Genomic DNA, 19696 nt, shown 5'->3' on the forward strand with positions numbered 1-19696 from the left:
GTACGCCAAATGTTGCAACCAAAGCGTACAAAATTCCGCAAGCAGATGACTGGCCACAACCGTGGTCTGGCACTGCGCGGTAGCAAAGTCAGCTTCGGCGAATTCGCCCTGAAAGCTGTTGCTCGCGGTCGCCTCACCGCTCGCCAGATCGAGTCGGCACGTCGTGCTCTGACTCGTCACGTGAAACGTGGCGGTAAGATCTGGATCCGTGTCTTCCCGGACAAGCCGATCTCCAAGAAGCCTCTCGAGGTTCGTATGGGTAAAGGTAAGGGTTCCGTGGAATACTGGGTTGCCCAGATCCAGCCAGGCAAAGTCCTGTACGAGATCGAGGGTGTTTCTGAAGAGCTGGCGCGCGAAGCTTTCGCCCTGGCTGCTGCAAAGCTGCCTCTCGCCACCTCCTTTGTTAAGCGGACGGTGATGTGATGAAAGCGAATGAACTTCGTGAAAAATCGGCACAGCAGCTGAACGAGCAACTGCTCGGCTTGCTGCGCGACCAGTTCAATCTGCGTATGCAGAAAGCAACTGGCCAGTTGGGGCAGTCGCACCTGCTCTCGCAAGTTAAGCGTGACATCGCTCGCGTGAAAACTGTGCTCAACCAGCAGGCAGGTAAGTGATCATGGCTGAAGCTGAAAAAACCGTCCGTACGCTGACTGGCCGTGTCGTCAGCGACAAAATGGACAAGACCATCACCGTTCTGATCGAGCGTCGCGTAAAGCACCCGATCTACGGTAAATACGTTAAGCGTTCGACTAAGCTGCACGCGCACGACGAAGCCAACCAGTGCAAGATCGGCGACAAGGTTTCCATCCGTGAAACCCGTCCGCTGGCCAAGACCAAGTCCTGGGCACTGGTTGAAGTCCTCGAACGCGCTGTTGAAGTCTAAGGGCTAGGGGTCGGAGAAATTTTATGATTCAGACTCAATCCATGCTCGATGTGGCCGATAACAGCGGCGCTCGTCGCGTCATGTGCATCAAGGTACTCGGCGGTTCGCACCGCCGTTACGCCGGCATCGGTGACATCATCAAAGTAACCGTCAAGGAAGCAATTCCGCGCGGTAAGGTCAAAAAAGGCCAAGTGATGACCGCTGTTGTCGTCCGTACCCGTCACGGTGTACGTCGCGCTGACGGTTCCATCATTCGTTTCGACGGCAACGCTGCTGTTCTGCTGAACAACAAGCAAGAGCCGATCGGCACTCGCATCTTCGGGCCAGTGACCCGTGAACTTCGTACTGAGAAGTTCATGAAGATCGTCTCGCTCGCCCCTGAAGTGCTGTAAGGAGATCCGACATGCAAAAGATTCGTCGTGACGACGAGATCATCGTGATCGCCGGCAAAGACAAAGGTAAGCGCGGTAAGGTGCTGAAGGTTCTCGCTGATGACCGTCTGGTCATCGGTGGCGTGAACCTGGTCAAGCGTCATACCAAGCCTAACCCGATGGCGGGCGTTCAGGGCGGTATCGTCGAGAAAGAAGCGCCTCTGCACGCTTCCAACGTTGCCATCTTCAACGGCGAAACCAACAAGGCTGACCGCGTTGGTTTCAAAGTAGAAGACGGTAAGAAAATTCGTGTCTTCAAGTCGACCCAAAAAGCGGTTGATGCTTGAACACTGCTAGGTAGAAGACCATGGCACGACTGAAAGAGATTTACCGGAACGAAATCGCTCCCAAGCTTAAGGAAGAACTTAAGCTGTCGAACGTGATGGAAGTTCCGCGCGTTACCAAAATCACCCTGAACATGGGTCTGGGCGAAGCGATCGGCGACAAAAAAGTCATCGAGCACGCTGTTGCCGACCTGGAAAAGATCACCGGTCAAAAGCCGGTCGTGACTTTCGCTCGTAAATCCATCGCGGGCTTCAAAGTCCGTGAAGGATGGCCGATCGGCGTCAAGGTGACCCTGCGTAGCGACAAGATGTACGAATTCCTGGACCGCCTGCTGGCGATCTCCCTGCCTCGGGTTCGCGACTTCCGCGGCCTGAATGCCAAGTCCTTCGATGGCCGTGGCAACTACAGCATGGGCGTGAAAGAGCAGATCATCTTCCCGGAAATCGATTACGACAAGATCGATGCTCTGCGCGGTTTGGACATCACCCTGACCACCACTGCTCGTTCGGATGACGAAGGCCGCGCTCTGCTGCGTGCTTTCAAATTCCCGTTCCGCAACTGATTGGAGTAGGAAAATGGCCAAGAAGAGCATGAAAAACCGCGAGCTGAAGCGTCAGCTCACGGTAGCCAAGTTCGCCAAAAAGCGTGCTGAGCTGAAAGCGACCATCGTCAACCTGAACGCCTCTCCAGAAGAGCGTTTCGCTGCCGTTGTCGCTCTGCAGAAGCAGCCACGTGATGCCAGCGCTGCGCGTCTGCGCAACCGTTGCCGCCTGACCGGTCGTCCTCACGGTGTATACCGTAAGTTCGGCCTGGGCCGTAACATGCTGCGTCAAGCGGCAATGCGCGGTGACGTACCAGGTCTGGTCAAGGCCTCCTGGTAATCGCTGCAGGTGTGATCCCGGTGGAAGGGGAGCAATCTTCCGACCGCCGGTGACCTCGCCAACAAACAAGCCCCTATATGGGGCTTGTTTCGTTTCTACCTTGTGTCTAGAATGACCGGCTCACCTGAGCCTGGGTTTTTTGCCCAATCCGCTCGGGTGGTTGTGATAGCCGCAAGGCTAATAATTCTTGTATCAGGAGCATCTAGCCCATGAGTATGCAGGACCCGTTAGCGGACATGCTAACTCGCATCCGTAATGCCCAGATGGCTGAAAAGTCCGTCGTAAGCATGCCTTCCTCTACGCTGAAGGTCGCGGTTGCCAAAGTTCTGAAGGATGAAGGTTACATCGCTGGCTACCAAGTCAGTGGCGAAGCCAAGCCCTCCCTGTCGATCGAACTGAAGTACTTCGAAGGCCGTCCGGTCATCGAGGAACTGAAGCGCTCCAGCCGTCCAGGCCTGCGCCAGTACAAGGCCGTTACCGATCTGCCGAAAGTACGTGGCGGTTTGGGCGTGTCTATTGTCTCCACCAACAAAGGTGTGATGACTGATCGCGCTGCGCGCGCTGCCGGTGTCGGCGGCGAAGTTCTCTGCACAGTGTTCTAAGGGGGGATAGACATGTCTCGCGTCGCTAAGAACCCCGTTAAGCTGCCATCTGGTGTCGAAGTCAAATTCGCCGGCCAGCAGCTTTCGGTGAAGGGTGCCAAAGGCACTCTCGAACTGAACGTTCACTCGTCTGTTGAAGTTACCGAAGAGTCTGGTGAGCTGCGTTTCGTCGCTCGCAATGGTGACCAGCAAGCTCGCGCCATGGCCGGTACTACCCGCGCTCTGGTCAACAACATGGTCCAGGGCGTAAGCCAAGGCTTCGAGCGCAAGCTCCAGCTGGTCGGTGTTGGTTACAAGGCACAGGCCAAGGGCACTATCCTGAACCTGGCCCTGGGCTTCTCGCACCCAGTGGACTACGAACTGCCAGCCGGTATCACCGCTGAAACGCCTAGCCAGACCGACATCCTGATCAAGGGTATCGACAAGCAGCTGGTAGGTCAGGTGGCCGCTGAAATCCGCGACTTCCGTCCACCAGAGCCTTACAAAGGTAAAGGTGTGCGTTACGCGGACGAAGTAGTCCGTCGTAAAGAAGCCAAGAAGAAGTAGGGCCTAGCAAATGACCGACAAAAAAGTTACTCGACTGCGTCGCGCTCGCAAAGCACGCCTCAAGATGCACGAACTCGAAGTCGTGCGCCTGTGCGTGTTCCGCTCCTCGCAGCACATCTACGCCCAGGTCATTTCGGCCGACGGCAGCAAGGTTCTGGCAAGCGCCTCGACCTTGGACAAAGACCTGCGTGATGGCGCCACTGGCAACATCGACGCGGCCACTAAGGTTGGCAAGCTGGTAGCTGAGCGTGCGAAAGCCGCCGGTGTATCTCAAGTTGCCTTTGACCGTTCCGGCTTCAAGTACCATGGCCGCGTCAAAGCGCTGGCTGATGCTGCTCGTGAAGGCGGGCTGGAGTTCTAAGTTATGGCAAATAACGATCAAAAGCGCGACGAAGGCTACATCGAGAAGCTGGTTCAAGTTAACCGCGTTGCCAAGACCGTAAAAGGCGGCCGTATCTTCACCTTCACCGCGTTGACCGTGGTTGGTGATGGTAAAGGTCGTGTCGGCTTCGGCCGTGGCAAATCGCGCGAAGTACCTGCTGCGATCCAGAAAGCCATGGAAGCTGCTCGTCGCAACATGATCCAGGTTGACCTGAAGGGCACCACCCTGCAGTACGCCACCAAGGCTGCCCACGGCGCCTCGAAGGTTTACATGCAGCCTGCCTCGGAAGGTACCGGTATCATCGCCGGCGGTGCAATGCGTGCTGTCCTGGAAGTTGCTGGCGTTCAGAACGTTCTGGCCAAGTGCTACGGTTCGACCAACCCAGTGAACGTGGTTTACGCCACCTTCAAGGGTCTGAAAGCCATGCAATCTCCTGAATCCATTGCTGCCAAGCGCGGCAAGAGCGTCGAGGAGATCTTCTGATCATGGCAACCGTTAAAGTAACGCTGATCAAGAGCGTCTCGGGCCGTATCCCTAACCACAAACTGTGCGTTAAGGGTCTGGGTCTGCGTCGCATCGGTCACACTGTAGAAGTCCAGGATACTCCCGAGAATCGCGGGATGATCAACAAGGCTTACTACATGCTGCGCGTCGAGGGTTAATCGATGAAACTCAATGATCTGAGTCCAGCGCCGGGTTCCCGTCGCGAAAAGCATCGTCCGGGTCGTGGTATCGGTAGCGGTCTGGGTAAGACCGGCGGCCGTGGCCACAAAGGTCAGACCTCCCGTTCGGGTGGTTCGATCGCTCCGGGCTTCGAAGGCGGTCAACAGCCGCTGCACCGTCGTCTGCCGAAATTCGGCTTCGTTTCCCTGAAAGCCATGGACCGCGCAGAAGTGCGTCTGTCCGAGCTGGCCAAAGTGGAAGGCGACGTGATCTCCGTGCAATCCCTGAAGGATGCCAACGTGATCAACCAGCACATTCAGCGTGTGAAAATCATGCTGTCTGGCGAAGTTACTCGCGCAGTCACCATCAAGGGCATCGCAGCCACCAAGGGTGCGCGTGCGGCTATCGAAGCAGCTGGCGGCAAATTCGAGGAATAAATGGCTAAGCAAGGTGCTCTCTCTTCGCTCGGTAAGGGCGGGATGTCGGAACTCTGGGCTCGTCTGCGCTTTCTGTTCATGGCGATCATCGTCTATCGGATAGGTGCGCATATCCCGGTTCCAGGCATCAATCCGGACCGTCTGGCGGATCTGTTTCGGCAGAATGAGGGGACCATTCTTAGCTTGTTCAACATGTTTTCCGGTGGCGCGCTTGAGCGCATGAGCATCTTTGCACTGGGGATCATGCCGTACATTTCGGCATCGATCATCATGCAGCTGATGACGGCGGTCAGCCCGCAACTGGAGCAGTTGAAGAAGGAAGGTGAAGCTGGCCGTCGCAAGATCAGCCAGTACACCCGCTACGGCACCGTTATCCTGGCGCTGGTCCAAGCCATTGGCATGTCCATTGGCCTGGCCAACCAGGGCGTGGCGTTTTCTGTCGGCCTGGGCTTCCATGTCGTCGCGGTTTCCACGTTTGTGGCCGGCGCGATGTTCATGATGTGGCTGGGCGAGCAGATCACCGAGCGCGGTGTGGGCAACGGTATCTCGATGTTGATCTTCGCAGGTATCGTTGCCGGTCTTCCGAGAGCAATCGGGCAGTCTTTCGAGTCTGCGCGTACAGGCGATATCAACATTTTCGCCCTGGTCGCAATCGGTTTGCTGGCAGTAGCGATTATCGGTTTCGTGGTGTTCATTGAGCGTGGTCAGCGTCGTATCGCCGTTCACTACGCCAAGCGTCAGCAGGGCCGCAAGGTCTTCGCTGCGCAGACCAGCCACTTGCCGTTGAAGGTGAACATGGCGGGGGTTATCCCGGCTATTTTCGCCAGCAGCATTTTGCTGTTCCCGGCTTCGCTGGGTGCCTGGTTCGGTCAGTCCGAAGGTATGGGCTGGTTGCAGGACATCTCGCAGTCGATCGCTCCTGGTCAGCCGTTGAACATCTTGCTGTTTAGTGCAGGGATCATTTTCTTCTGCTTCTTCTACACAGCGCTGATGTTCAATCCGAAAGACGTAGCGGAAAACCTGAAGAAGTCCGGTGCCTTTATTCCGGGTATCCGTCCTGGTGAACAGTCGGCTCGCTACATTGATGGCGTTCTGACCCGTTTGACCATGTTCGGTGCTCTTTACATGATGGCCGTCTGCCTTCTGCCCCAGTTCCTGGTGGTGGCAGCAAATGTGCCGTTCTACCTTGGCGGGACCTCGTTGCTGATTGTGGTAGTGGTTGTGATGGACTTCATGTCCCAAGTACAATCGCACCTCGTTTCGCACCAGTACGAATCCCTGATGAAGAAAGCCAACCTGAAAGGCTACGGTGGCAGCGGTTTGCTGCGCTGATACGCCCCTAAGGTTCGAGGAGTCGGTAATGAAAGTTCGTGCATCGGTGAAAAAGCTGTGCCGTAACTGCAAGATCATCCGTCGCGAAGGCGTCGTACGAGTGATCTGCAGCGCGGAACCGCGTCACAAACAGCGCCAAGGCTGAGTGTGATCGTCGCTTCAAACCCAGCAGCTAGTGTGCTGCTGGGTTGATTATTCGTTTCTACAGCGATATTATCTCGCGCCCTATTTCTTGGCTTCCGGGGCGTAGGTAGCTGTCAATTGGAGTCCCACTGAATGGCCCGTATTGCAGGCGTCAACATTCCAGATAACAAGCATACTGTTATCTCGCTGACCTACATCTATGGTGTCGGTCGCACAACTGCGCAGAAGATCTGTGCAGACGCTGGTGTAAACCCAGCCGCTAAGATCAAGGATCTGAGCGACGAGCAAATCGAAACCCTGCGTGGCGAAGTCGCGAAGTTCACCACCGAAGGTGACCTGCGTCGTGACATCAACATGAAGATCAAGCGCTTGATGGACCTGGGTTGCTACCGCGGCCTGCGTCATCGTAAAGGTCTGCCGGTTCGCGGTCAGCGCACCAAGACCAACGCACGCACCCGTAAGGGCCCGCGTAAGCCGATCCGCAAGTAACCGCCCAGGAATATAGACATGGCAAAACCTGCTGCTCGTCCTCGTAAGAAAGTCAAAAAGACAGTGGTTGATGGCATCGCCCACATCCATGCGTCTTTCAACAACACCATCGTGACCATCACCGACCGTCAGGGCAATGCTTTGTCCTGGGCGACCTCCGGTGGTTCGGGTTTCCGTGGTTCGCGCAAATCCACCCCGTTCGCAGCACAGATCGCTGCTGAGCGTGCTGGTCAAGCTGCGCTGGAATACGGTCTGAAGAACCTCGACGTTAACGTCAAGGGTCCAGGTCCAGGTCGTGAGTCCGCCGTTCGTGCATTGAACAGCTGCGGCTACAAGATCGCCAGCATCACCGACGTGACGCCAATCCCGCACAACGGGTGCCGTCCGCCGAAGAAGCGTCGCGTGTAATCAGGAGACAGAAGAATGGCACGTTACATTGGTCCAAAATGCAAACTGTCTCGTCGTGAAGGCACCGATCTGTTCCTGAAGAGCGGCGTTCGCGCTCTGGAATCGAAGTGCAACATCGAAGCAGCCCCAGGTATCCACGGCCAGCGCCGTGGCCGTCAGTCCGACTACGGTACCCAGCTGCGCGAGAAACAAAAAGTCCGTCGTATCTACGGTGTTCTGGAGCGTCAGTTCCGCGGTTACTACCAAGCTGCTGCCTCGAAAAAAGGCGCAACCGGTGAGAACCTGCTGCAACTGCTCGAGTGCCGTCTGGATAACGTCGTCTACCGTATGGGCTTCGGCTCGACTCGTTCCGAGTCCCGTCAGCTGGTTTCGCACAAAGCGATCAGCGTCAACGGTAAGACTGTAAACATTCCATCCTACCAAGTTCGTCCGGGTGACGTGGTCGCGGTTCGCGAGAAGTCGCTGAGCCAGCTGCGCATTGTTCAAGCCCTTGAACTGTGCGCCCAGCGTGGCCGCGTTGAGTGGGTTGACGTGGATGCTGCTAAAAAGTCGGGCGTTTTCAAGAACGTTCCTGCTCGCAGCGACCTGTCTGCCGACATCAACGAGAACCTGATTGTCGAGCTCTACTCCAAGTAAGGGCTAGAAAATAGGTGCATCCATGCAGATTTCGGTAAATGAGTTCCTGACTCCCCGCCACATTGATGTGCAGGTAGTCAGTCCGACCCGCGCCAAGATCACGCTCGAGCCTCTCGAGCGTGGCTTCGGCCATACCCTGGGCAACGCGCTGCGCCGCATCCTGTTGTCCTCCATGCCTGGCTGTGCAGTAGTCGAGGCCGAGATCGATGGCGTACTCCATGAGTACTCCGCGATCGAAGGTGTTCAGGAAGACGTAATTGAAATCCTGTTGAACCTGAAAGGCCTGGCTATCAAACTGCACGGTCGTGACGAAGTTACGCTGACCTTGTCGAAAAAGGGTTCGGGGGTGGTTACCGCTGCCGATATTCAGCTGGATCACGATGTCGAGATCGTCAACCCCGATCACGTAATCGCGAACCTGGCGTCGAACGGCGCCCTGAACATGAAGCTCACCGTAGCTCGTGGTCGTGGTTACGAGCCGGCCGACTCCCGTCAAACCGACGAAGACGAAAGCCGTAGCATTGGCCGTCTGCAGTTGGACGCTTCGTTCAGCCCGGTGCGTCGTATCGCCTATGTGGTCGAAAACGCCCGTGTTGAACAGCGTACCAACTTGGACAAGCTGGTCATTGATCTGGAAACCAACGGCACCCTGGATCCTGAAGAGGCAATCCGCCGCGCTGCGACCATCCTGCAACAGCAGCTGGCCGCGTTCGTCGACCTCAAAGGTGACAGTGAGCCTGTCGTAGTCGAGCAGGAAGACGAGATCGATCCGATCCTGCTGCGTCCGGTTGACGACCTGGAACTGACTGTACGTTCGGCCAACTGCCTCAAGGCGGAGAACATCTACTACATCGGCGACCTGATTCAGCGTACCGAAGTAGAGCTGTTGAAGACTCCTAACCTGGGCAAGAAGTCCCTGACTGAAATCAAGGACGTCCTGGCCTCTCGTGGTCTGTCTCTCGGCATGCGCCTCGACAACTGGCCGCCTGCAAGTCTTAAGAAAGACGACAAGGCGACCGCCTGATCGTCGTAATCACCGAACGTAGTGTTTGGTAAGGAATGAATCATGCGTCATCGTAAAAGTGGACGTCACCTGAGCCGTACCAGCTCTCACCGCAAAGCTATGTTCCAGAACATGGCTGTGTCGCTGATCGAGCACGAGCTGATCAAAACCACCCTGCCGAAAGCCAAGGAACTGCGCCGCGTTGCCGAGCCGCTGATCACCCTGGCCAAGGAAGACAGCGTTGCTAACCGTCGTCTGGCCTTCGACCGTACCCGTTCGAAGTCCGCTGTTGGCAAACTGTTCAACGATCTGGGCAAGCGTTACGCCACCCGTCAGGGCGGCTACCTGCGCATCCTGAAGTGCGGTTTCCGCGCTGGCGACAACGCGCCTATGGCGTACGTCGAGCTGGTTGATCGTCCAGTCGGTGGTGCTGTAGAAGCTGCCGAGTAAGACGTTCTGTCTGCTACAAAGAACCGGGCCTTGTGCCCGGTTTTTTGTGTCTGCAAGTATTGTTAATTTCTATTGATACAAGTCATGTAATGAATTTGTCCTGAAGCGACCGCTCGTCAATACTCCTATCCAAGCCGATTAGCCGGCAGTTCTAGACCGATAAGGAGAGCCCATGAGCAAGATTCTCACCACCGCCAGCGGTGCACCCGTAGCTGACAACCAGAATTCCCGCTCTGCCGGCCCCCGCGGCCCGCTGCTGCTCGACGATTTCCACCTGATCGAGAAGCTCGCCCACTTCAACCGCGAGAACATCCCAGAACGTCGTGTTCACGCCAAGGGTTCGGGCGCGTACGGCACCTTTACCGTTACCCGCGACATCACCGGCTACACCAGCGCCAAGCTGTTCGAACAGGTCGGCAAGCAGACCGAAACCTTCCTGCGCTTCTCCACGGTCGGTGGCGAACGTGGTTCGGCTGACACCGAGCGTGATCCGCGTGGTTTCGCCGTCAAGTTCTATACCGAGGAAGGCAACTGGGACATCGTTGGCAACAACACCCCGGTGTTCTTCATCCGTGACCCGCTCAAGTTCCCGGACTTTATCCACACCCAGAAGCGCCACCCGCAGTCCAACCTGAAGAACGCGCAAATGATGTGGGACTTCTGGTCACACTCGCCCGAGGCGCTGCACCAAGTCACCATCCTGTTCTCTGACCGCGGCATCCCGGACGGCTACCGTCACATGCACGGCTTTGGCAGCCACACCTACAGCCTGATCAGCGCCGCCGGTGAACGTACCTGGGTGAAGTGGCACTTCAAGACCCAGCAAGGCATCAAGAACCTCGCCCCTGCTGACGCTGCACGCTTGGCCGGTACAGACCCGGACTACGCCCAGCGCGACCTGTTCGAGGCCATCGAGCGCGGCGACTACCCGCGCTGGACCGTGTGCATCCAGGTGATGACTGAGGCCGAGGCCGCCAGCCGTGACGAGAACCCGTTCGATGTGACCAAGACCTGGTCGCAGAAGGATTATCCGCTGATTGAGGTGGGCGTACTGGAGCTCAACCGTAACCCGCTCAACTACTTCGCTGAGGTCGAGCAAGCGGCGTTTGGCCCGAGCAACATGGTCCCAGGTGTCGGGCTGTCGCCTGACCGCATGCTGCAGGGCCGGGTGTTCGCCTACGCCGATGCACATCGCTACCGCGTGGGCACCAACCACCAGCAGTTGCCGGTCAACGCACCGCGCTCTGCGGTCAACAGCTACCAGCGTGATGGTTCGATGGCTATTGGCAGCTACGGCAGCGCGCCGAACTACGAGCCCAATAGCTATGGCGATGCACCCAAGCAGTCGCCACGCCATGCTGAGCCTGCCCTGGCCCTGAATGGCTCGGCTGATCGCTACGATCACCGTGAGGACAATGACTACTACAGCCACGCCGGTGCACTGTTCCGCTTGATGAACGAACAACAGAAGGCCCTGCTGATCAACAACATCGCGGGCGCCATGGCAGGCGTGAGCGACGATGTCATCCAACGCCAGTTGCAGTCCTTCTTCAAGGCTGACCCGGCCTACGGTGAGGGCATTGCCAAGGCGCTGGGCGTGAATCTCGCCTAAGTCGAAGTGATAAGAAGAACCGCCCTCATTTGGGCGGTTTTTCAATGAATATCACTACTGTTTAACCGATTTTTTGCATCTAATTGCGCGTTTTTCAGTGACCGCGAGCAAAACGTGGTTCACACTATGTCCATTGATGTTTTCACATGGAGAAGCAGGGCGATGCAAGGTCACCCGGACGTAATCAACTACCTCGTCACGTTGCTGAAGGGCGAACTGGCAGCACGCGACCAGTACTTCATTCACTCGCGTATGTATGAAGACTGGGGCCTGTCCAAGCTCTACGAGCGCATCAACCACGAGATGGAAGAAGAAACGCAGCACGCCGACGCGCTGATGCGCCGCATCCTCATGCTCGAAGGCACCCCCGACATGCGCGCGGATGACCTCGAAGTCGGCAGCACCGTGCCGGAGATGATCGAAGCCGACCTCAAGCTGGAATACAAGGTCCGCGCCGCGCTGTGCAAAGGCATCGAGCTGTGCGAGCTGCACAAGGACTACATCAGCCGCGACATCTTGCGCGCGCAGTTGGCCGATACCGAAGAAGATCACACCTACTGGCTGGAGAAGCAGCAGGGCCTGATCAAGGTTATCGGCCTGGAGAACTACCTGCAGTCGCAGATGTAAGTTATCCACAGTCAATAAAAAGCCCCTGGCACTTACGGTGCCAGGGGCTTTTTTATGCACAGGCGAATCAGGCCCGGTCACGCTCCAACAGCGGCTTGAGGTAATGCCCGGTGTAGGACTGCTTCATCTTGGCCAGTTCTTCCGGTGTACCGCTGGCAATGATCTGCCCACCTTTGGAGCCACCTTCCGGCCCCAAGTCCACCAGCCAGTCAGCGGTCTTGATCACGTCCAGGTTGTGCTCGATCACCACCACGGTGTTGCCGTGGTCGCGCAGGCGGTGCAGCACATCGAGCAATTGCTGGATATCGGCAAAGTGCAGGCCCGTGGTTGGCTCGTCGAGGATATACAGGGTCTTGCCGGTATCGCGCTTGGACAGCTCGCGGGACAGCTTCACCCGCTGAGCCTCACCGCCCGACAAGGTAGTCGCCGACTGGCCCAGCTTGATATAGGACAGGCCTACGTCCATCAGGGTTTGCAGCTTGCGCGCTAACGCCGGGACCGCGTCGAAGAACTCGCGGGCGTCCTCGATGGTCATTTCCAGCACCTCGTGGATGTTCTTGCCCTTGTACTTGATCTCCAGGGTTTCGCGGTTGTAGCGCTTGCTCTTGCACACGTCGCACGGCACGTAGATGTCGGGCAGGAAGTGCATCTCGACCTTGATCAGGCCATCGCCCTGGCAGGCCTCGCAACGGCCGCCCTTGACGTTGAACGAGAAGCGCCCTGGGCCGTAGCCGCGTGAGCGCGATTCTGGAACACCCGAGAACAGCTCGCGGATCGGCGTGAAAATGCCGGTGTAGGTTGCCGGGTTCGAACGCGGTGTGCGACCAATCGGGCTCTGGTCGATATCCACCACTTTGTCCAGGTGCTGCATGCCATCCATGCTGCTGTGCGGCGCGGCCTCCAGGCTGCTCGCGCCGTTGAGCGCGGTAGCGGCGAGCGGGTACAGGGTGTTGTTGATCAGGGTCGATTTGCCCGAACCCGACACGCCTGTTACGCAGGTCAGCAGGCCGATCGGGATTTCCAGGTCGACGTTCTGCAGGTTGTTACCGCGCGCGCCCTTGAGCTTCAGCGAGAGTTTCTTGTCGCGTGGCGTGCGTTTGGCTGGGACGACGATTTTCTTGCGCCCGGACAGGTATTTGCCAGTCAGCGAGTCAGGATGCGCCATGACCTCCTCGGGCGTGCCCTCGGCGACGATCTGGCCACCATGCACCCCGGCACCCGGGCCGATGTCCACCACATAGTCGGCTAAACGAATAGCGTCTTCGTCGTGTTCCACCACGATGACCGTATTGCCCAGGTCGCGCAGGTGGTTGAGGGTGGCCAGCAAGCGGTCGTTGTCACGTTGATGAAGACCGATGGACGGTTCATCGAGGATGTACATCACCCCGACCAGGCCCGCACCGATCTGGCTGGCCAGGCGGATGCGCTGGGCCTCACCACCCGATAGTGTGTCGGCGCTGCGGTCCAGGGTGAGGTAGTCCAGGCCGACGTTGACCAGAAACTGCAGGCGCTCGCAGATTTCCTTGAGAATTTTCGCTGCAATTTCGCCACGGCGCCCGGTCAGGGTCAGCTCGCCGAAGTAGCTGCTGGCTTCACCGATCGGCAGGTTGGTGACGGCCGGTAGGGTTTTTTCGCCCACCCACACGTGCCGAGCTTCGCGCCGCAGACGGGTGCCGCGGCAGTCAGGGCAGGGTTGGGTGCCGAGCAGTTTGGCCAGCTCTTCACGCACGGTGGCCGACTCGGTCTCGCGGTAGCGCCGCTCCAGGTTCGGCACGATGCCTTCGAACGGGTGCGAGCGTTTGACGATGTCGCCGCGGTCATTGAGGTATTTGAAGTCGACGCTCTGCTTGCCGCTGCCTTGCAGGATCACCTTCTGGTGCTCGGCCGACAGCTCGCCGAACGGCGCCTCAAGGCTGAACCCGTAGTGCGCGGCCAGCGAGCCAAGCATCTGGAAGTAATAGACGTTGCGCCGGTCCCAGCCGCGTATAGCGCCCTCGGCCAGGGTCAGCTCGGTGTTGACCAGGCGTTTGGTGTCGAAGAACTGCTTGACCCCCAGGCCGTCACAGGTCGGGCAAGCACCGGCCGGGTTGTTGAAGGAGAACAGCTTGGGCTCCAGCTCACTGATCGCATGGCCACAGACCGGGCAGGCGAAGCGAGCGGAGAAGATCATCTCTTCGCCTTCTTCGTCGTCCATCGGCGCCACCAAGGCGATACCGTCGGCCAATTTGAGTGCCGTCTCGAACGACTCGGCCAGACGCTGCTGCAGGTCGGCGCGGACCTTGAAGCGGTCTACCACCACATCGATGCTGTGCTTCTTCTGTTTATCCAGCTTGGGCAGCTCATCGAGCTCGTAGAGCTTGCCGTTGACCCGCGCGCGGACGAAGCCTTGGGCGCGCAGCTCGTCGAACACCGCCAGGTGCTCGCCCTTGCGCTCGCGGATCACCGGTGCCAGCAGCATCAGCTTGCTGCCTTCGGGGCGCTCCAGTACCAGGTCGACCATCTGGCTGACGGTCTGCGCCTCCAGCGGGATGTCGTGGTCCGGGCAGCGCGGCGTGCCAACGCGGGCGTAAAGCAGGCGCAGGTAGTCGTAGATCTCGGTGATGGTGCCGACGGTGGAGCGGGGGTTGTGCGAGGTCGACTTCTGCTCGATGGAAATGGCCGGGGAGAGGCCTTCGATGGTGTCGACGTCGGGCTTTTCCATCATCGACAGGAACTGCCGGGCATAGGCCGACAGGGATTCGACATAACGGCGCTGGCCTTCGGCGTACAGTGTGTCGAACGCCAGTGAGGACTTGCCGGACCCGGACAGGCCGGTGATGACGATCAGCTTGTCCCGCGGCAGGGTCAGGTCGATGTTCTTCAGGTTGTGGGTACGTGCCCCACGAATCAGGATCTTGTCCACTGCGGCCTCGCTCGGCGGGCATAAACAAAGAAGTATACGGCGCGCTGCCAGTACGCGGCAAAGCGTCGCGTATATGCCGTCAAGCTGTCGGACTGATAGAATCGCCGCCGGTTCACACGAGGTTAATCCATGCACGACACCCACAACGAGCGCATGAGTGGCAGCGAAACCCGCGCCGCAGGCGGCCTGGCCCTGGTCTTTGCCTTTCGTATGCTGGGCATGTTCATGGTCTTGCCGGTGCTGGCCACCTACGGCATGGACCTGGCCGGTGCCACACCCGCGCTGATTGGCCTGGCCATTGGCGCCTACGGCCTTACCCAGGCGGTCCTGCAGATCCCGTTCGGCATGGTGTCCGACCGCATCGGCCGGCGCCCGGTAATTTACCTGGGGCTGGTGATCTTCGCCCTGGGCAGCGTGCTGGCGGCCCAGGCCGACTCTATCTGGGGGGTCATCGCCGGGCGCATTCTGCAGGGCGCGGGGGCGATTTCCGCCGCCGTCATGGCACTGCTGTCCGACCTGACCCGGGAACAGCATCGCACCAAGGCCATGGCCATGATCGGCATGAGCATCGGCCTGTCGTTCGCTGTCGCCATGGTCGTCGGCCCGCTGTTGACCCGTGCCTACGGGCTGTCAGGATTGTTCTTGTCCACGGCAGGGCTTGCGCTGGTGGGCACCCTGCTGATCGCCTTCGTCGTGCCTAGCACTCACAGCACCTTGCAGCACCGTGAGTCGGGCGTTGCCCGCCAGGCACTGGGCCCGACCCTGCGCCATCCGGACCTTCTGCGCCTGGACATCAGTATCTTCATCCTCCACGCCATCCTCATGGCCAGCTTCGTCGCACTGCCCTTGGCCTTCGTCGAGCGTGGCGGCCTGCCCAAGGAAGAGCACTGGTGGGTCTACCTGACCGCGCTGTTCATCTCATTTTTTGCAATGATCCCGTTCATCATCTACGGCGAAAAAAAGCGCAAGATGAAACGCGTACTGGCCGGAGCGGTCAGTGTGTTGCTGCTGGTCGAGGTGTTCTTCTGGCAGTGGGCTGACAACTTGCGCGGACTGGTGATTGGCACCGTGGTATTCTTTACCGCATTCAACCTGCTGGAAGCCTCGCTGCCTTCGTTGGTGAGCAAGGTGTCGCCTGCGGGTGGCAAGGGAACGGCGATGGGGGTGTACTCCACCAGCCAGTTCCTGGGCGCCGCCCTGGGGGGCATCCTCGGTGGCTGGTTGTTCCAGCACGGTGGGCTGAACATGGTGTTCCTCGGTTGCGCGCTGCTGTGTGCCGTATGGTTGGTCGTCGCGTTGCGCATGAACGAGCCGCCGTATGTGACCAGCCTGCGCATGCCGCTGACGCCCGAGGCAGTCCGGGAAGCCGGGTTGACCGAACGCCTGATGGCCGTGCCGGGTGTGACCGACGCCGTTGTGGTGGCAGAAGAAGCCGCCATCTATATCAAACTGGATACGAAAATTTTGGACCGTACGACCCTCGAGCGTCTGGTGAACCCAGCCTCTTCGGCGTGCGAAGCCTAGGAGAACGTTATGGCCCGTGGGGTTAACAAAGTCATTCTGGTCGGCACCTGTGGCCAGGATCCCGAAGTCCGCTACCTGCCCAACGGTAACGCCGTGACCAACCTGAGCCTGGCTACCAGCGAGCAGTGGACCGACAAGCAGTCGGGCCAGAAGGTCGAGCGTACCGAGTGGCACCGTGTGTCGCTGTTCGGCAAGGTTGCCGAAATCGCCGGCGAATACCTGCGCAAGGGTTCGCAGGTGTACATCGAAGGCAAGCTGCAGACCCGCGAGTGGGAAAAAGACGGCATCAAGCGCTACACCACCGAGATCATCGTCGACATCAACGGCACCATGCAGCTGCTGGGCGGCCGTCCGCAGAACCAGCAAGGTGGCGGCGACCAGTACAACCAGGGTGGTGGCAACAACTACAACCAGGGTGGCCAGCAGCAACAATACAACCAGGCGCCACCACGTCAGCAGGCCCAGCGCCCGCAACAGGCTCCTCAGCGCCCAGCGCCGCAGCAGCCAGCGCCGCAGCCGGCGGCTGACTTTGACAGCTTTGATGACGATATTCCGTTCTAAGCAACGATAAAGACGAGTTTGTACAACAGTCTTTGAAAGGCCCCGCGCTAGCGGGGCCTTTCGTTTCTGCAGTGTGTCGACAGAAGTTATACATCACAGTAAGCACTTACGCCGTCTATCATGACGTGCTCAGCGGTAATCTCCAATTTTAGAGCCCCGTTATCAGCATTCAGACGAATAATACCGTTTTCTTTCGTAATGTTTAGGTCAAGCATGCAGTTTGATTGCATGCCAGAAATTTGCAGTTCTCTGACGCCTACGGCTAGCAGTCTTAACTGGATGCGGTTGAATCCTGCGGTTTTCCACTTTGTGGGTGGGTGATTGGGGAATTCCCTCAGGTCAAACCTTAGGAGGACTTTTGGGCCATCACGCTGAATTTCAATGCCATGCACATTGACACCTTTTAGTAAGGGCGTGTCCTCCCCGTATAGGGAGTTAAGTGCTGTCGGGTCGACAAGGTGTTCAGTCCAATTAATCATTTTGCCTCGCTAAGAATCCCATTAGTATTCAGTCCGCCGGATAAGCCAATAGCATCACTTTCGACATACCGCCAAGTCTGCGGGTCATGACCACGGAAGTAATTGTAGTGCAGCCCGCTCTCAGCGTCGTAGTACTGCCCAGGAAAGCACAGGTTGAGCAACGTCTGTTGTCCTGAACCCTGCGGATCCTGATTCAAGCCCTACAAGTAAGTGGTAAAGCCTTGGCTGGTAATTTTGGCGACGCGCTGGCCAAGGCTGTTGTACCGGTACTGCGCCGCCAATTGGTCGTTGATCTGTACATAGGCCAAGCGATTTACGCGTCATAATCTTTCACGTAATTCGCGTATTTCATCAGGTAATATTTTTATTGTCCTAATTTCTGGTGTGCACTCAGCTATCTTTTTCCATTTTGCTCCTGATTAGCACGTAGGAATCTTTGGGGTTTGGTAGCCGAACATGATGGATTCGCTTCACATGCTTCCTCAAAACCAGATGCGTAATGATTAGGTGAATTGTCTCGAGTATTTCATCAAGATCCTTGGGGGCTTATCTTGTAGGCCGCTCCCCGATTTACTGGCCTTGTTGATTGTGATTCCGTTGACCTAATACCTGAATATTGAATAACTCACGATCTACTGGGTCAAATATATTCACACTTGGGTTCACCTTGGTGGAAATAAATCCAAGGCCCACATCGTCATGCGGGTATATAAACAATCCAAGCCTCTCAAAATAGATGAAAATATGTCCGCAAAGCCCGCCCAGTGTCATTTGGATATAATAGGCTTTATAGAGAAGATTTATATTCTCCTCTGTAATTGGTACATTCCTGAATCCATCGCCGTCAACAATGCTATAGGGTGAGCTTAATAGCGGCTCGATAAATTTCTTCACATCTGAATCGCTGTATTCATACAGGGGTTTCAGGTCGCTTATATCACAACCTAGAGTCAGGCTTGATATTGCGGAAACTCCAAATTCAATCTCTTTCCTAACTAGGTTGTCAAGTATGGATATTGCAATCTCGCCCCCGTGCCTTATCTTGTTGCCAATGTAATAAAAATATCCATAATATCCGTGTGAGCTAGTGTAGCTTTCAAGGCATATACTGTTTTTGAAATCTTCTATGATCATACATTAATCAACCTTAATTGCAGTGCCATTAGCTGCTGCCTGCGGGGAGGTAGGACAGGATTGATTGATACTGATTTAGGACAGATGTGGGACAAGAATAGGACAGCTTCCGCCATCACCGATGGAAGAGGTAATTGAGAGACTGCGAGATGGGACTGAAGGACGGGAGATTGGGGGGAGCGCTACACCGGGGGGGCAAGTCGTAGCGCTCTTTTTCTCGCGGGTAAATAACCCACCCTACAAGACTGAGATTAGATGGTCCGACTGTAGGAATTAGCTTTCGTCTGAACATGGATAGCCTGTCATGTCGAGTGAAAGAGACAGTTCTGAAATCAACTTAACCAAAGACTTAGAAAACTTTAATGGAAGTACTACGGTTTCATCAAGGCTGTAATAAACAGCAATCCTAAAAACTGAATCCTCTAGCGCCAATCTTTCTCCAAGAACCTTCAACCCTTCGATAAAATCGCATGCAGTTTTATCGAACACCAGCCAGTCATTAAAATCGAAATCATTTATCGATATGGATAGATGACCCGTTTTTGAACTTACGCTACTCATATATTTATTGGGCAGTTTCATCGCCAATGCAGCAAGCTCTGAACAGTCAGTATTTTTTATTACAATCTCAAGGCTGCATTCATAAATCATCTTAGGTACCTTGTAAAATTAGCACATTGGAAGTTTAGGCTTTGGGCAGCCGAACATTGTAGGATGCACCTCGCAGGCCTCTTCAAAGCCAGGAGGAAGTATTAGCGGAGGTACTAAGTTTAGAATATCGTCAATTCCCCCGCCCCCGCCCTTGTTATCTGGCTTAGGCTTACCTTTTTCCAACCACTCCTTGTGGTACTCATCGGCTACATCTTTCGAAACCTGCCCATTAGGCCCCTTCAGATCATTCATGTCACCTTGTTTGTGGAACCACTTCCAAAAGGCCCTCGGTAAGCGGAATAAACATTTCGCCATGTAGAGGTCGACTTTTGGCTCTGGCCGGCTTACCGGGCCAATGCCGAGATAGTCATATTCGTATTTCGTACTAAACGCCTGGCAAAGTGCAGTGGCAGATGCATTGGGTGGCACAATATTCCCAATACTCCATTCCTTATCACCCGCAACCGCAAGAACACTACAGCTGACCAATAGAGCGGCCAGTATTGCTTTCATCCATGTAAATCGCACTGTTTCCATCCTTGGTGTGTATTGCAACAAGGATTATATACAGGTTGAGTTGCTTCAGCGGGAGAGTGCCTGGCGGGATTTTACGTGATCTGTGGCGGTGTTCACT

At 56.7% G+C, this 19696-nt stretch carries 29 protein-coding genes and 1 pseudogene; 24 read left to right on the forward strand and 6 right to left on the reverse strand.

All coding sequences use genetic code 11. The features are described from left to right. Positions 1 to 9 precede the first annotated feature (9 nt). From rplP to bfr, 22 genes are all read left to right on the forward strand, one after another. Positions 10 to 423: a 50S ribosomal protein L16 gene (gene rplP / locus HU764_RS00525; RefSeq protein ID WP_003255479.1), complete on the forward strand. Its 414-nt coding sequence runs from the start codon at positions 10 to 12 to the stop codon at positions 421 to 423. Further along, a complete protein-coding gene (rpmC, locus tag HU764_RS00530) occupies positions 423 to 614 on the forward strand; it encodes a 50S ribosomal protein L29 (protein WP_002555481.1) in 192 nt (63 codons plus the stop codon). The genes rplP and rpmC overlap by 1 nt, the downstream gene beginning before the upstream one ends. A 2-nt stretch (positions 615 to 616) precedes the next feature. Beyond that, positions 617 to 883 (forward strand): 30S ribosomal protein S17, encoded by a 267-nt coding sequence (gene rpsQ / locus HU764_RS00535; protein WP_003255478.1) that lies wholly within the window; start codon positions 617 to 619, stop codon positions 881 to 883. Between the two features lie 23 nt (positions 884 to 906). Then, entirely contained in the window at positions 907 to 1275 is a 369-nt protein-coding gene (gene rplN, locus HU764_RS00540) for a 50S ribosomal protein L14 (RefSeq protein WP_002555479.1), read from the forward strand. 11 nt (positions 1276 to 1286) lie between these two features. Next, a complete protein-coding gene (gene rplX / locus HU764_RS00545; protein ID WP_003255476.1) occupies positions 1287 to 1601 on the forward strand; it encodes a 50S ribosomal protein L24 in 315 nt (104 codons plus the stop codon). A gap of 20 nt (positions 1602 to 1621) precedes the next feature. Further along, complete coding sequence (gene rplE, locus HU764_RS00550; protein ID WP_003255474.1) at positions 1622 to 2161, forward strand: 50S ribosomal protein L5; 540 nt, start codon at positions 1622 to 1624, stop codon at positions 2159 to 2161. Positions 2162 to 2174: 13 nt separating this feature from the next. After that, the gene (gene rpsN, locus HU764_RS00555) at positions 2175 to 2480 is read left to right on the forward strand and encodes a 30S ribosomal protein S14 (RefSeq protein WP_012316516.1); all 306 of its coding nucleotides are present in this window, start codon (positions 2175 to 2177) and stop codon (positions 2478 to 2480) included. A 209-nt stretch (positions 2481 to 2689) separates the two neighbouring features. Then, positions 2690 to 3082 (forward strand): 30S ribosomal protein S8, encoded by a 393-nt coding sequence (gene rpsH, locus HU764_RS00560; RefSeq protein WP_027594873.1) that lies wholly within the window; start codon positions 2690 to 2692, stop codon positions 3080 to 3082. Between the two features lie 12 nt (positions 3083 to 3094). Continuing rightward, positions 3095 to 3628: a 50S ribosomal protein L6 gene (gene rplF, locus HU764_RS00565; protein ID WP_027594874.1), complete on the forward strand. Its 534-nt coding sequence runs from the start codon at positions 3095 to 3097 to the stop codon at positions 3626 to 3628. A gap of 10 nt (positions 3629 to 3638) precedes the next feature. After that, positions 3639 to 3989, forward strand: a complete 351-nt coding sequence (gene rplR, locus HU764_RS00570) for a 50S ribosomal protein L18 (RefSeq protein WP_008089801.1) — start codon at positions 3639 to 3641, stop codon at positions 3987 to 3989. A gap of 3 nt (positions 3990 to 3992) precedes the next feature. Further along, complete coding sequence (gene rpsE / locus HU764_RS00575; RefSeq protein ID WP_003255465.1) at positions 3993 to 4493, forward strand: 30S ribosomal protein S5; 501 nt, start codon at positions 3993 to 3995, stop codon at positions 4491 to 4493. A gap of 2 nt (positions 4494 to 4495) precedes the next feature. Beyond that, complete coding sequence (gene rpmD, locus HU764_RS00580) at positions 4496 to 4672, forward strand: 50S ribosomal protein L30 (RefSeq protein WP_008089798.1); 177 nt, start codon at positions 4496 to 4498, stop codon at positions 4670 to 4672. Between the two features lie 3 nt (positions 4673 to 4675). After that, a complete protein-coding gene (rplO, locus tag HU764_RS00585; protein ID WP_003255461.1) occupies positions 4676 to 5110 on the forward strand; it encodes a 50S ribosomal protein L15 in 435 nt (144 codons plus the stop codon). After that, positions 5111 to 6442 (forward strand): preprotein translocase subunit SecY, encoded by a 1332-nt coding sequence (secY, locus tag HU764_RS00590; RefSeq protein WP_003257108.1) that lies wholly within the window; start codon positions 5111 to 5113, stop codon positions 6440 to 6442. It abuts the gene before it with no gap. Positions 6443 to 6470: 28 nt separating this feature from the next. Further along, positions 6471 to 6587, forward strand: a complete 117-nt coding sequence (gene rpmJ / locus HU764_RS00595; RefSeq protein ID WP_002555468.1) for a 50S ribosomal protein L36 — start codon at positions 6471 to 6473, stop codon at positions 6585 to 6587. 131 nt (positions 6588 to 6718) lie between these two features. Next, positions 6719 to 7075: a 30S ribosomal protein S13 gene (gene rpsM, locus HU764_RS00600; protein WP_003255457.1), complete on the forward strand. Its 357-nt coding sequence runs from the start codon at positions 6719 to 6721 to the stop codon at positions 7073 to 7075. An 18-nt stretch (positions 7076 to 7093) separates the two neighbouring features. Continuing rightward, complete coding sequence (rpsK, locus tag HU764_RS00605) at positions 7094 to 7483, forward strand: 30S ribosomal protein S11 (RefSeq protein ID WP_003255454.1); 390 nt, start codon at positions 7094 to 7096, stop codon at positions 7481 to 7483. 15 nt (positions 7484 to 7498) lie between these two features. Continuing rightward, on the forward strand, positions 7499 to 8119 hold the full coding sequence (gene rpsD, locus HU764_RS00610; protein WP_009681977.1) for a 30S ribosomal protein S4: 621 nt from the start codon (positions 7499 to 7501) through the stop codon (positions 8117 to 8119). A gap of 22 nt (positions 8120 to 8141) precedes the next feature. Then, the gene (locus HU764_RS00615; protein ID WP_003255452.1) at positions 8142 to 9143 is read left to right on the forward strand and encodes a DNA-directed RNA polymerase subunit alpha; all 1002 of its coding nucleotides are present in this window, start codon (positions 8142 to 8144) and stop codon (positions 9141 to 9143) included. A 42-nt stretch (positions 9144 to 9185) separates the two neighbouring features. Then, positions 9186 to 9572, forward strand: a complete 387-nt coding sequence (gene rplQ / locus HU764_RS00620) for a 50S ribosomal protein L17 (protein WP_003255451.1) — start codon at positions 9186 to 9188, stop codon at positions 9570 to 9572. Between the two features lie 172 nt (positions 9573 to 9744). Then, entirely contained in the window at positions 9745 to 11184 is a 1440-nt protein-coding gene (locus tag HU764_RS00625) for a catalase (protein ID WP_186704099.1), read from the forward strand. Between the two features lie 162 nt (positions 11185 to 11346). Next, positions 11347 to 11811: a bacterioferritin gene (gene bfr / locus HU764_RS00630; RefSeq protein WP_008089766.1), complete on the forward strand. Its 465-nt coding sequence runs from the start codon at positions 11347 to 11349 to the stop codon at positions 11809 to 11811. Between the two features lie 67 nt (positions 11812 to 11878). Here the strand turns inward: bfr and uvrA are convergent, their stop codons facing one another. Continuing rightward, positions 11879 to 14713, reverse strand: coding sequence for an excinuclease ABC subunit UvrA (gene uvrA, locus HU764_RS00635; RefSeq protein ID WP_186682789.1), 2835 nt, complete (start codon positions 14711 to 14713; stop codon positions 11879 to 11881). Positions 14714 to 14842: 129 nt separating this feature from the next. On the opposite strand from uvrA, the gene HU764_RS00640 reads away from it, so the two are divergent. Both HU764_RS00640 and HU764_RS00645 read left to right on the forward strand, forming a co-directional pair. After that, positions 14843 to 16237 carry an MFS transporter gene (locus tag HU764_RS00640; RefSeq protein ID WP_085274033.1) on the forward strand — a complete coding sequence of 465 codons (1395 nt, stop codon included), beginning with the start codon at positions 14843 to 14845 and terminating at the stop codon, positions 16235 to 16237. Between the two features lie 9 nt (positions 16238 to 16246). Continuing rightward, complete coding sequence (locus HU764_RS00645) at positions 16247 to 16798, forward strand: single-stranded DNA-binding protein (RefSeq protein ID WP_027594878.1); 552 nt, start codon at positions 16247 to 16249, stop codon at positions 16796 to 16798. A gap of 86 nt (positions 16799 to 16884) precedes the next feature. Here the strand turns inward: HU764_RS00645 and HU764_RS00650 are convergent, their stop codons facing one another. The 5 genes and pseudogenes from HU764_RS00650 to HU764_RS00670 form a co-directional block, all read right to left on the reverse strand. Further along, positions 16885 to 17277, reverse strand: coding sequence for an Imm50 family immunity protein (locus HU764_RS00650; RefSeq protein ID WP_186682791.1), 393 nt, complete (start codon positions 17275 to 17277; stop codon positions 16885 to 16887). 17 nt (positions 17278 to 17294) lie between these two features. Continuing rightward, positions 17295 to 17588 (reverse strand): annotated as a pseudogene (locus HU764_RS00655) (RHS repeat-associated core domain-containing protein); the annotation flags it as partial. Positions 17589 to 17847: 259 nt separating this feature from the next. Continuing rightward, the gene (locus HU764_RS00660) at positions 17848 to 18411 is read right to left on the reverse strand and encodes a hypothetical protein (protein WP_186682793.1); all 564 of its coding nucleotides are present in this window, start codon (positions 18409 to 18411) and stop codon (positions 17848 to 17850) included. A gap of 273 nt (positions 18412 to 18684) precedes the next feature. After that, positions 18685 to 19062 carry a hypothetical protein gene (locus HU764_RS00665; protein ID WP_186704100.1) on the reverse strand — a complete coding sequence of 126 codons (378 nt, stop codon included), beginning with the start codon at positions 19060 to 19062 and terminating at the stop codon, positions 18685 to 18687. Positions 19063 to 19080: 18 nt separating this feature from the next. Continuing rightward, the gene (locus HU764_RS00670) at positions 19081 to 19575 is read right to left on the reverse strand and encodes a hypothetical protein (RefSeq protein ID WP_186704101.1); all 495 of its coding nucleotides are present in this window, start codon (positions 19573 to 19575) and stop codon (positions 19081 to 19083) included. Positions 19576 to 19696: the final 121 nt, after the last annotated feature.

It is taken from the genome of Pseudomonas kermanshahensis, from assembly GCF_014269205.2.
In the GTDB taxonomy this organism is placed as follows: Bacteria; Pseudomonadota; Gammaproteobacteria; order Pseudomonadales; family Pseudomonadaceae; genus Aquipseudomonas; species Aquipseudomonas kermanshahensis.

Coding starts and splice junctions, on each gene's coding strand:
- rplP (WP_003255479.1), top strand. CDS start 10: ATGTTGCAACCAAAGCGTACAAAATTCCGCAAGCAGATGACTGGCCAC.
- rpmC (WP_002555481.1), top strand. CDS start 423: ATGAAAGCGAATGAACTTCGTGAAAAATCGGCACAGCAGCTGAACGAG.
- rpsQ (WP_003255478.1), top strand. CDS start 617: ATGGCTGAAGCTGAAAAAACCGTCCGTACGCTGACTGGCCGTGTCGTC.
- rplN (WP_002555479.1), top strand. CDS start 907: ATGATTCAGACTCAATCCATGCTCGATGTGGCCGATAACAGCGGCGCT.
- rplX (WP_003255476.1), top strand. CDS start 1,287: ATGCAAAAGATTCGTCGTGACGACGAGATCATCGTGATCGCCGGCAAA.
- rplE (WP_003255474.1), top strand. CDS start 1,622: ATGGCACGACTGAAAGAGATTTACCGGAACGAAATCGCTCCCAAGCTT.
- rpsN (WP_012316516.1), top strand. CDS start 2,175: ATGGCCAAGAAGAGCATGAAAAACCGCGAGCTGAAGCGTCAGCTCACG.
- rpsH (WP_027594873.1), top strand. CDS start 2,690: ATGAGTATGCAGGACCCGTTAGCGGACATGCTAACTCGCATCCGTAAT.
- rplF (WP_027594874.1), top strand. CDS start 3,095: ATGTCTCGCGTCGCTAAGAACCCCGTTAAGCTGCCATCTGGTGTCGAA.
- rplR (WP_008089801.1), top strand. CDS start 3,639: ATGACCGACAAAAAAGTTACTCGACTGCGTCGCGCTCGCAAAGCACGC.
- rpsE (WP_003255465.1), top strand. CDS start 3,993: ATGGCAAATAACGATCAAAAGCGCGACGAAGGCTACATCGAGAAGCTG.
- rpmD (WP_008089798.1), top strand. CDS start 4,496: ATGGCAACCGTTAAAGTAACGCTGATCAAGAGCGTCTCGGGCCGTATC.
- rplO (WP_003255461.1), top strand. CDS start 4,676: ATGAAACTCAATGATCTGAGTCCAGCGCCGGGTTCCCGTCGCGAAAAG.
- secY (WP_003257108.1), top strand. CDS start 5,111: ATGGCTAAGCAAGGTGCTCTCTCTTCGCTCGGTAAGGGCGGGATGTCG.
- rpmJ (WP_002555468.1), top strand. CDS start 6,471: ATGAAAGTTCGTGCATCGGTGAAAAAGCTGTGCCGTAACTGCAAGATC.
- rpsM (WP_003255457.1), top strand. CDS start 6,719: ATGGCCCGTATTGCAGGCGTCAACATTCCAGATAACAAGCATACTGTT.
- rpsK (WP_003255454.1), top strand. CDS start 7,094: ATGGCAAAACCTGCTGCTCGTCCTCGTAAGAAAGTCAAAAAGACAGTG.
- rpsD (WP_009681977.1), top strand. CDS start 7,499: ATGGCACGTTACATTGGTCCAAAATGCAAACTGTCTCGTCGTGAAGGC.
- HU764_RS00615 (WP_003255452.1), top strand. CDS start 8,142: ATGCAGATTTCGGTAAATGAGTTCCTGACTCCCCGCCACATTGATGTG.
- rplQ (WP_003255451.1), top strand. CDS start 9,186: ATGCGTCATCGTAAAAGTGGACGTCACCTGAGCCGTACCAGCTCTCAC.
- HU764_RS00625 (WP_186704099.1), top strand. CDS start 9,745: ATGAGCAAGATTCTCACCACCGCCAGCGGTGCACCCGTAGCTGACAAC.
- bfr (WP_008089766.1), top strand. CDS start 11,347: ATGCAAGGTCACCCGGACGTAATCAACTACCTCGTCACGTTGCTGAAG.
- HU764_RS00640 (WP_085274033.1), top strand. CDS start 14,843: ATGCACGACACCCACAACGAGCGCATGAGTGGCAGCGAAACCCGCGCC.
- HU764_RS00645 (WP_027594878.1), top strand. CDS start 16,247: ATGGCCCGTGGGGTTAACAAAGTCATTCTGGTCGGCACCTGTGGCCAG.
- HU764_RS00650 (WP_186682791.1), bottom strand. CDS start 17,277: ATGATTAATTGGACTGAACACCTTGTCGACCCGACAGCACTTAACTCC.
- HU764_RS00660 (WP_186682793.1), bottom strand. CDS start 18,411: ATGATCATAGAAGATTTCAAAAACAGTATATGCCTTGAAAGCTACACT.
- HU764_RS00665 (WP_186704100.1), bottom strand. CDS start 19,062: ATGATTTATGAATGCAGCCTTGAGATTGTAATAAAAAATACTGACTGT.
- HU764_RS00670 (WP_186704101.1), bottom strand. CDS start 19,575: ATGAAAGCAATACTGGCCGCTCTATTGGTCAGCTGTAGTGTTCTTGCG.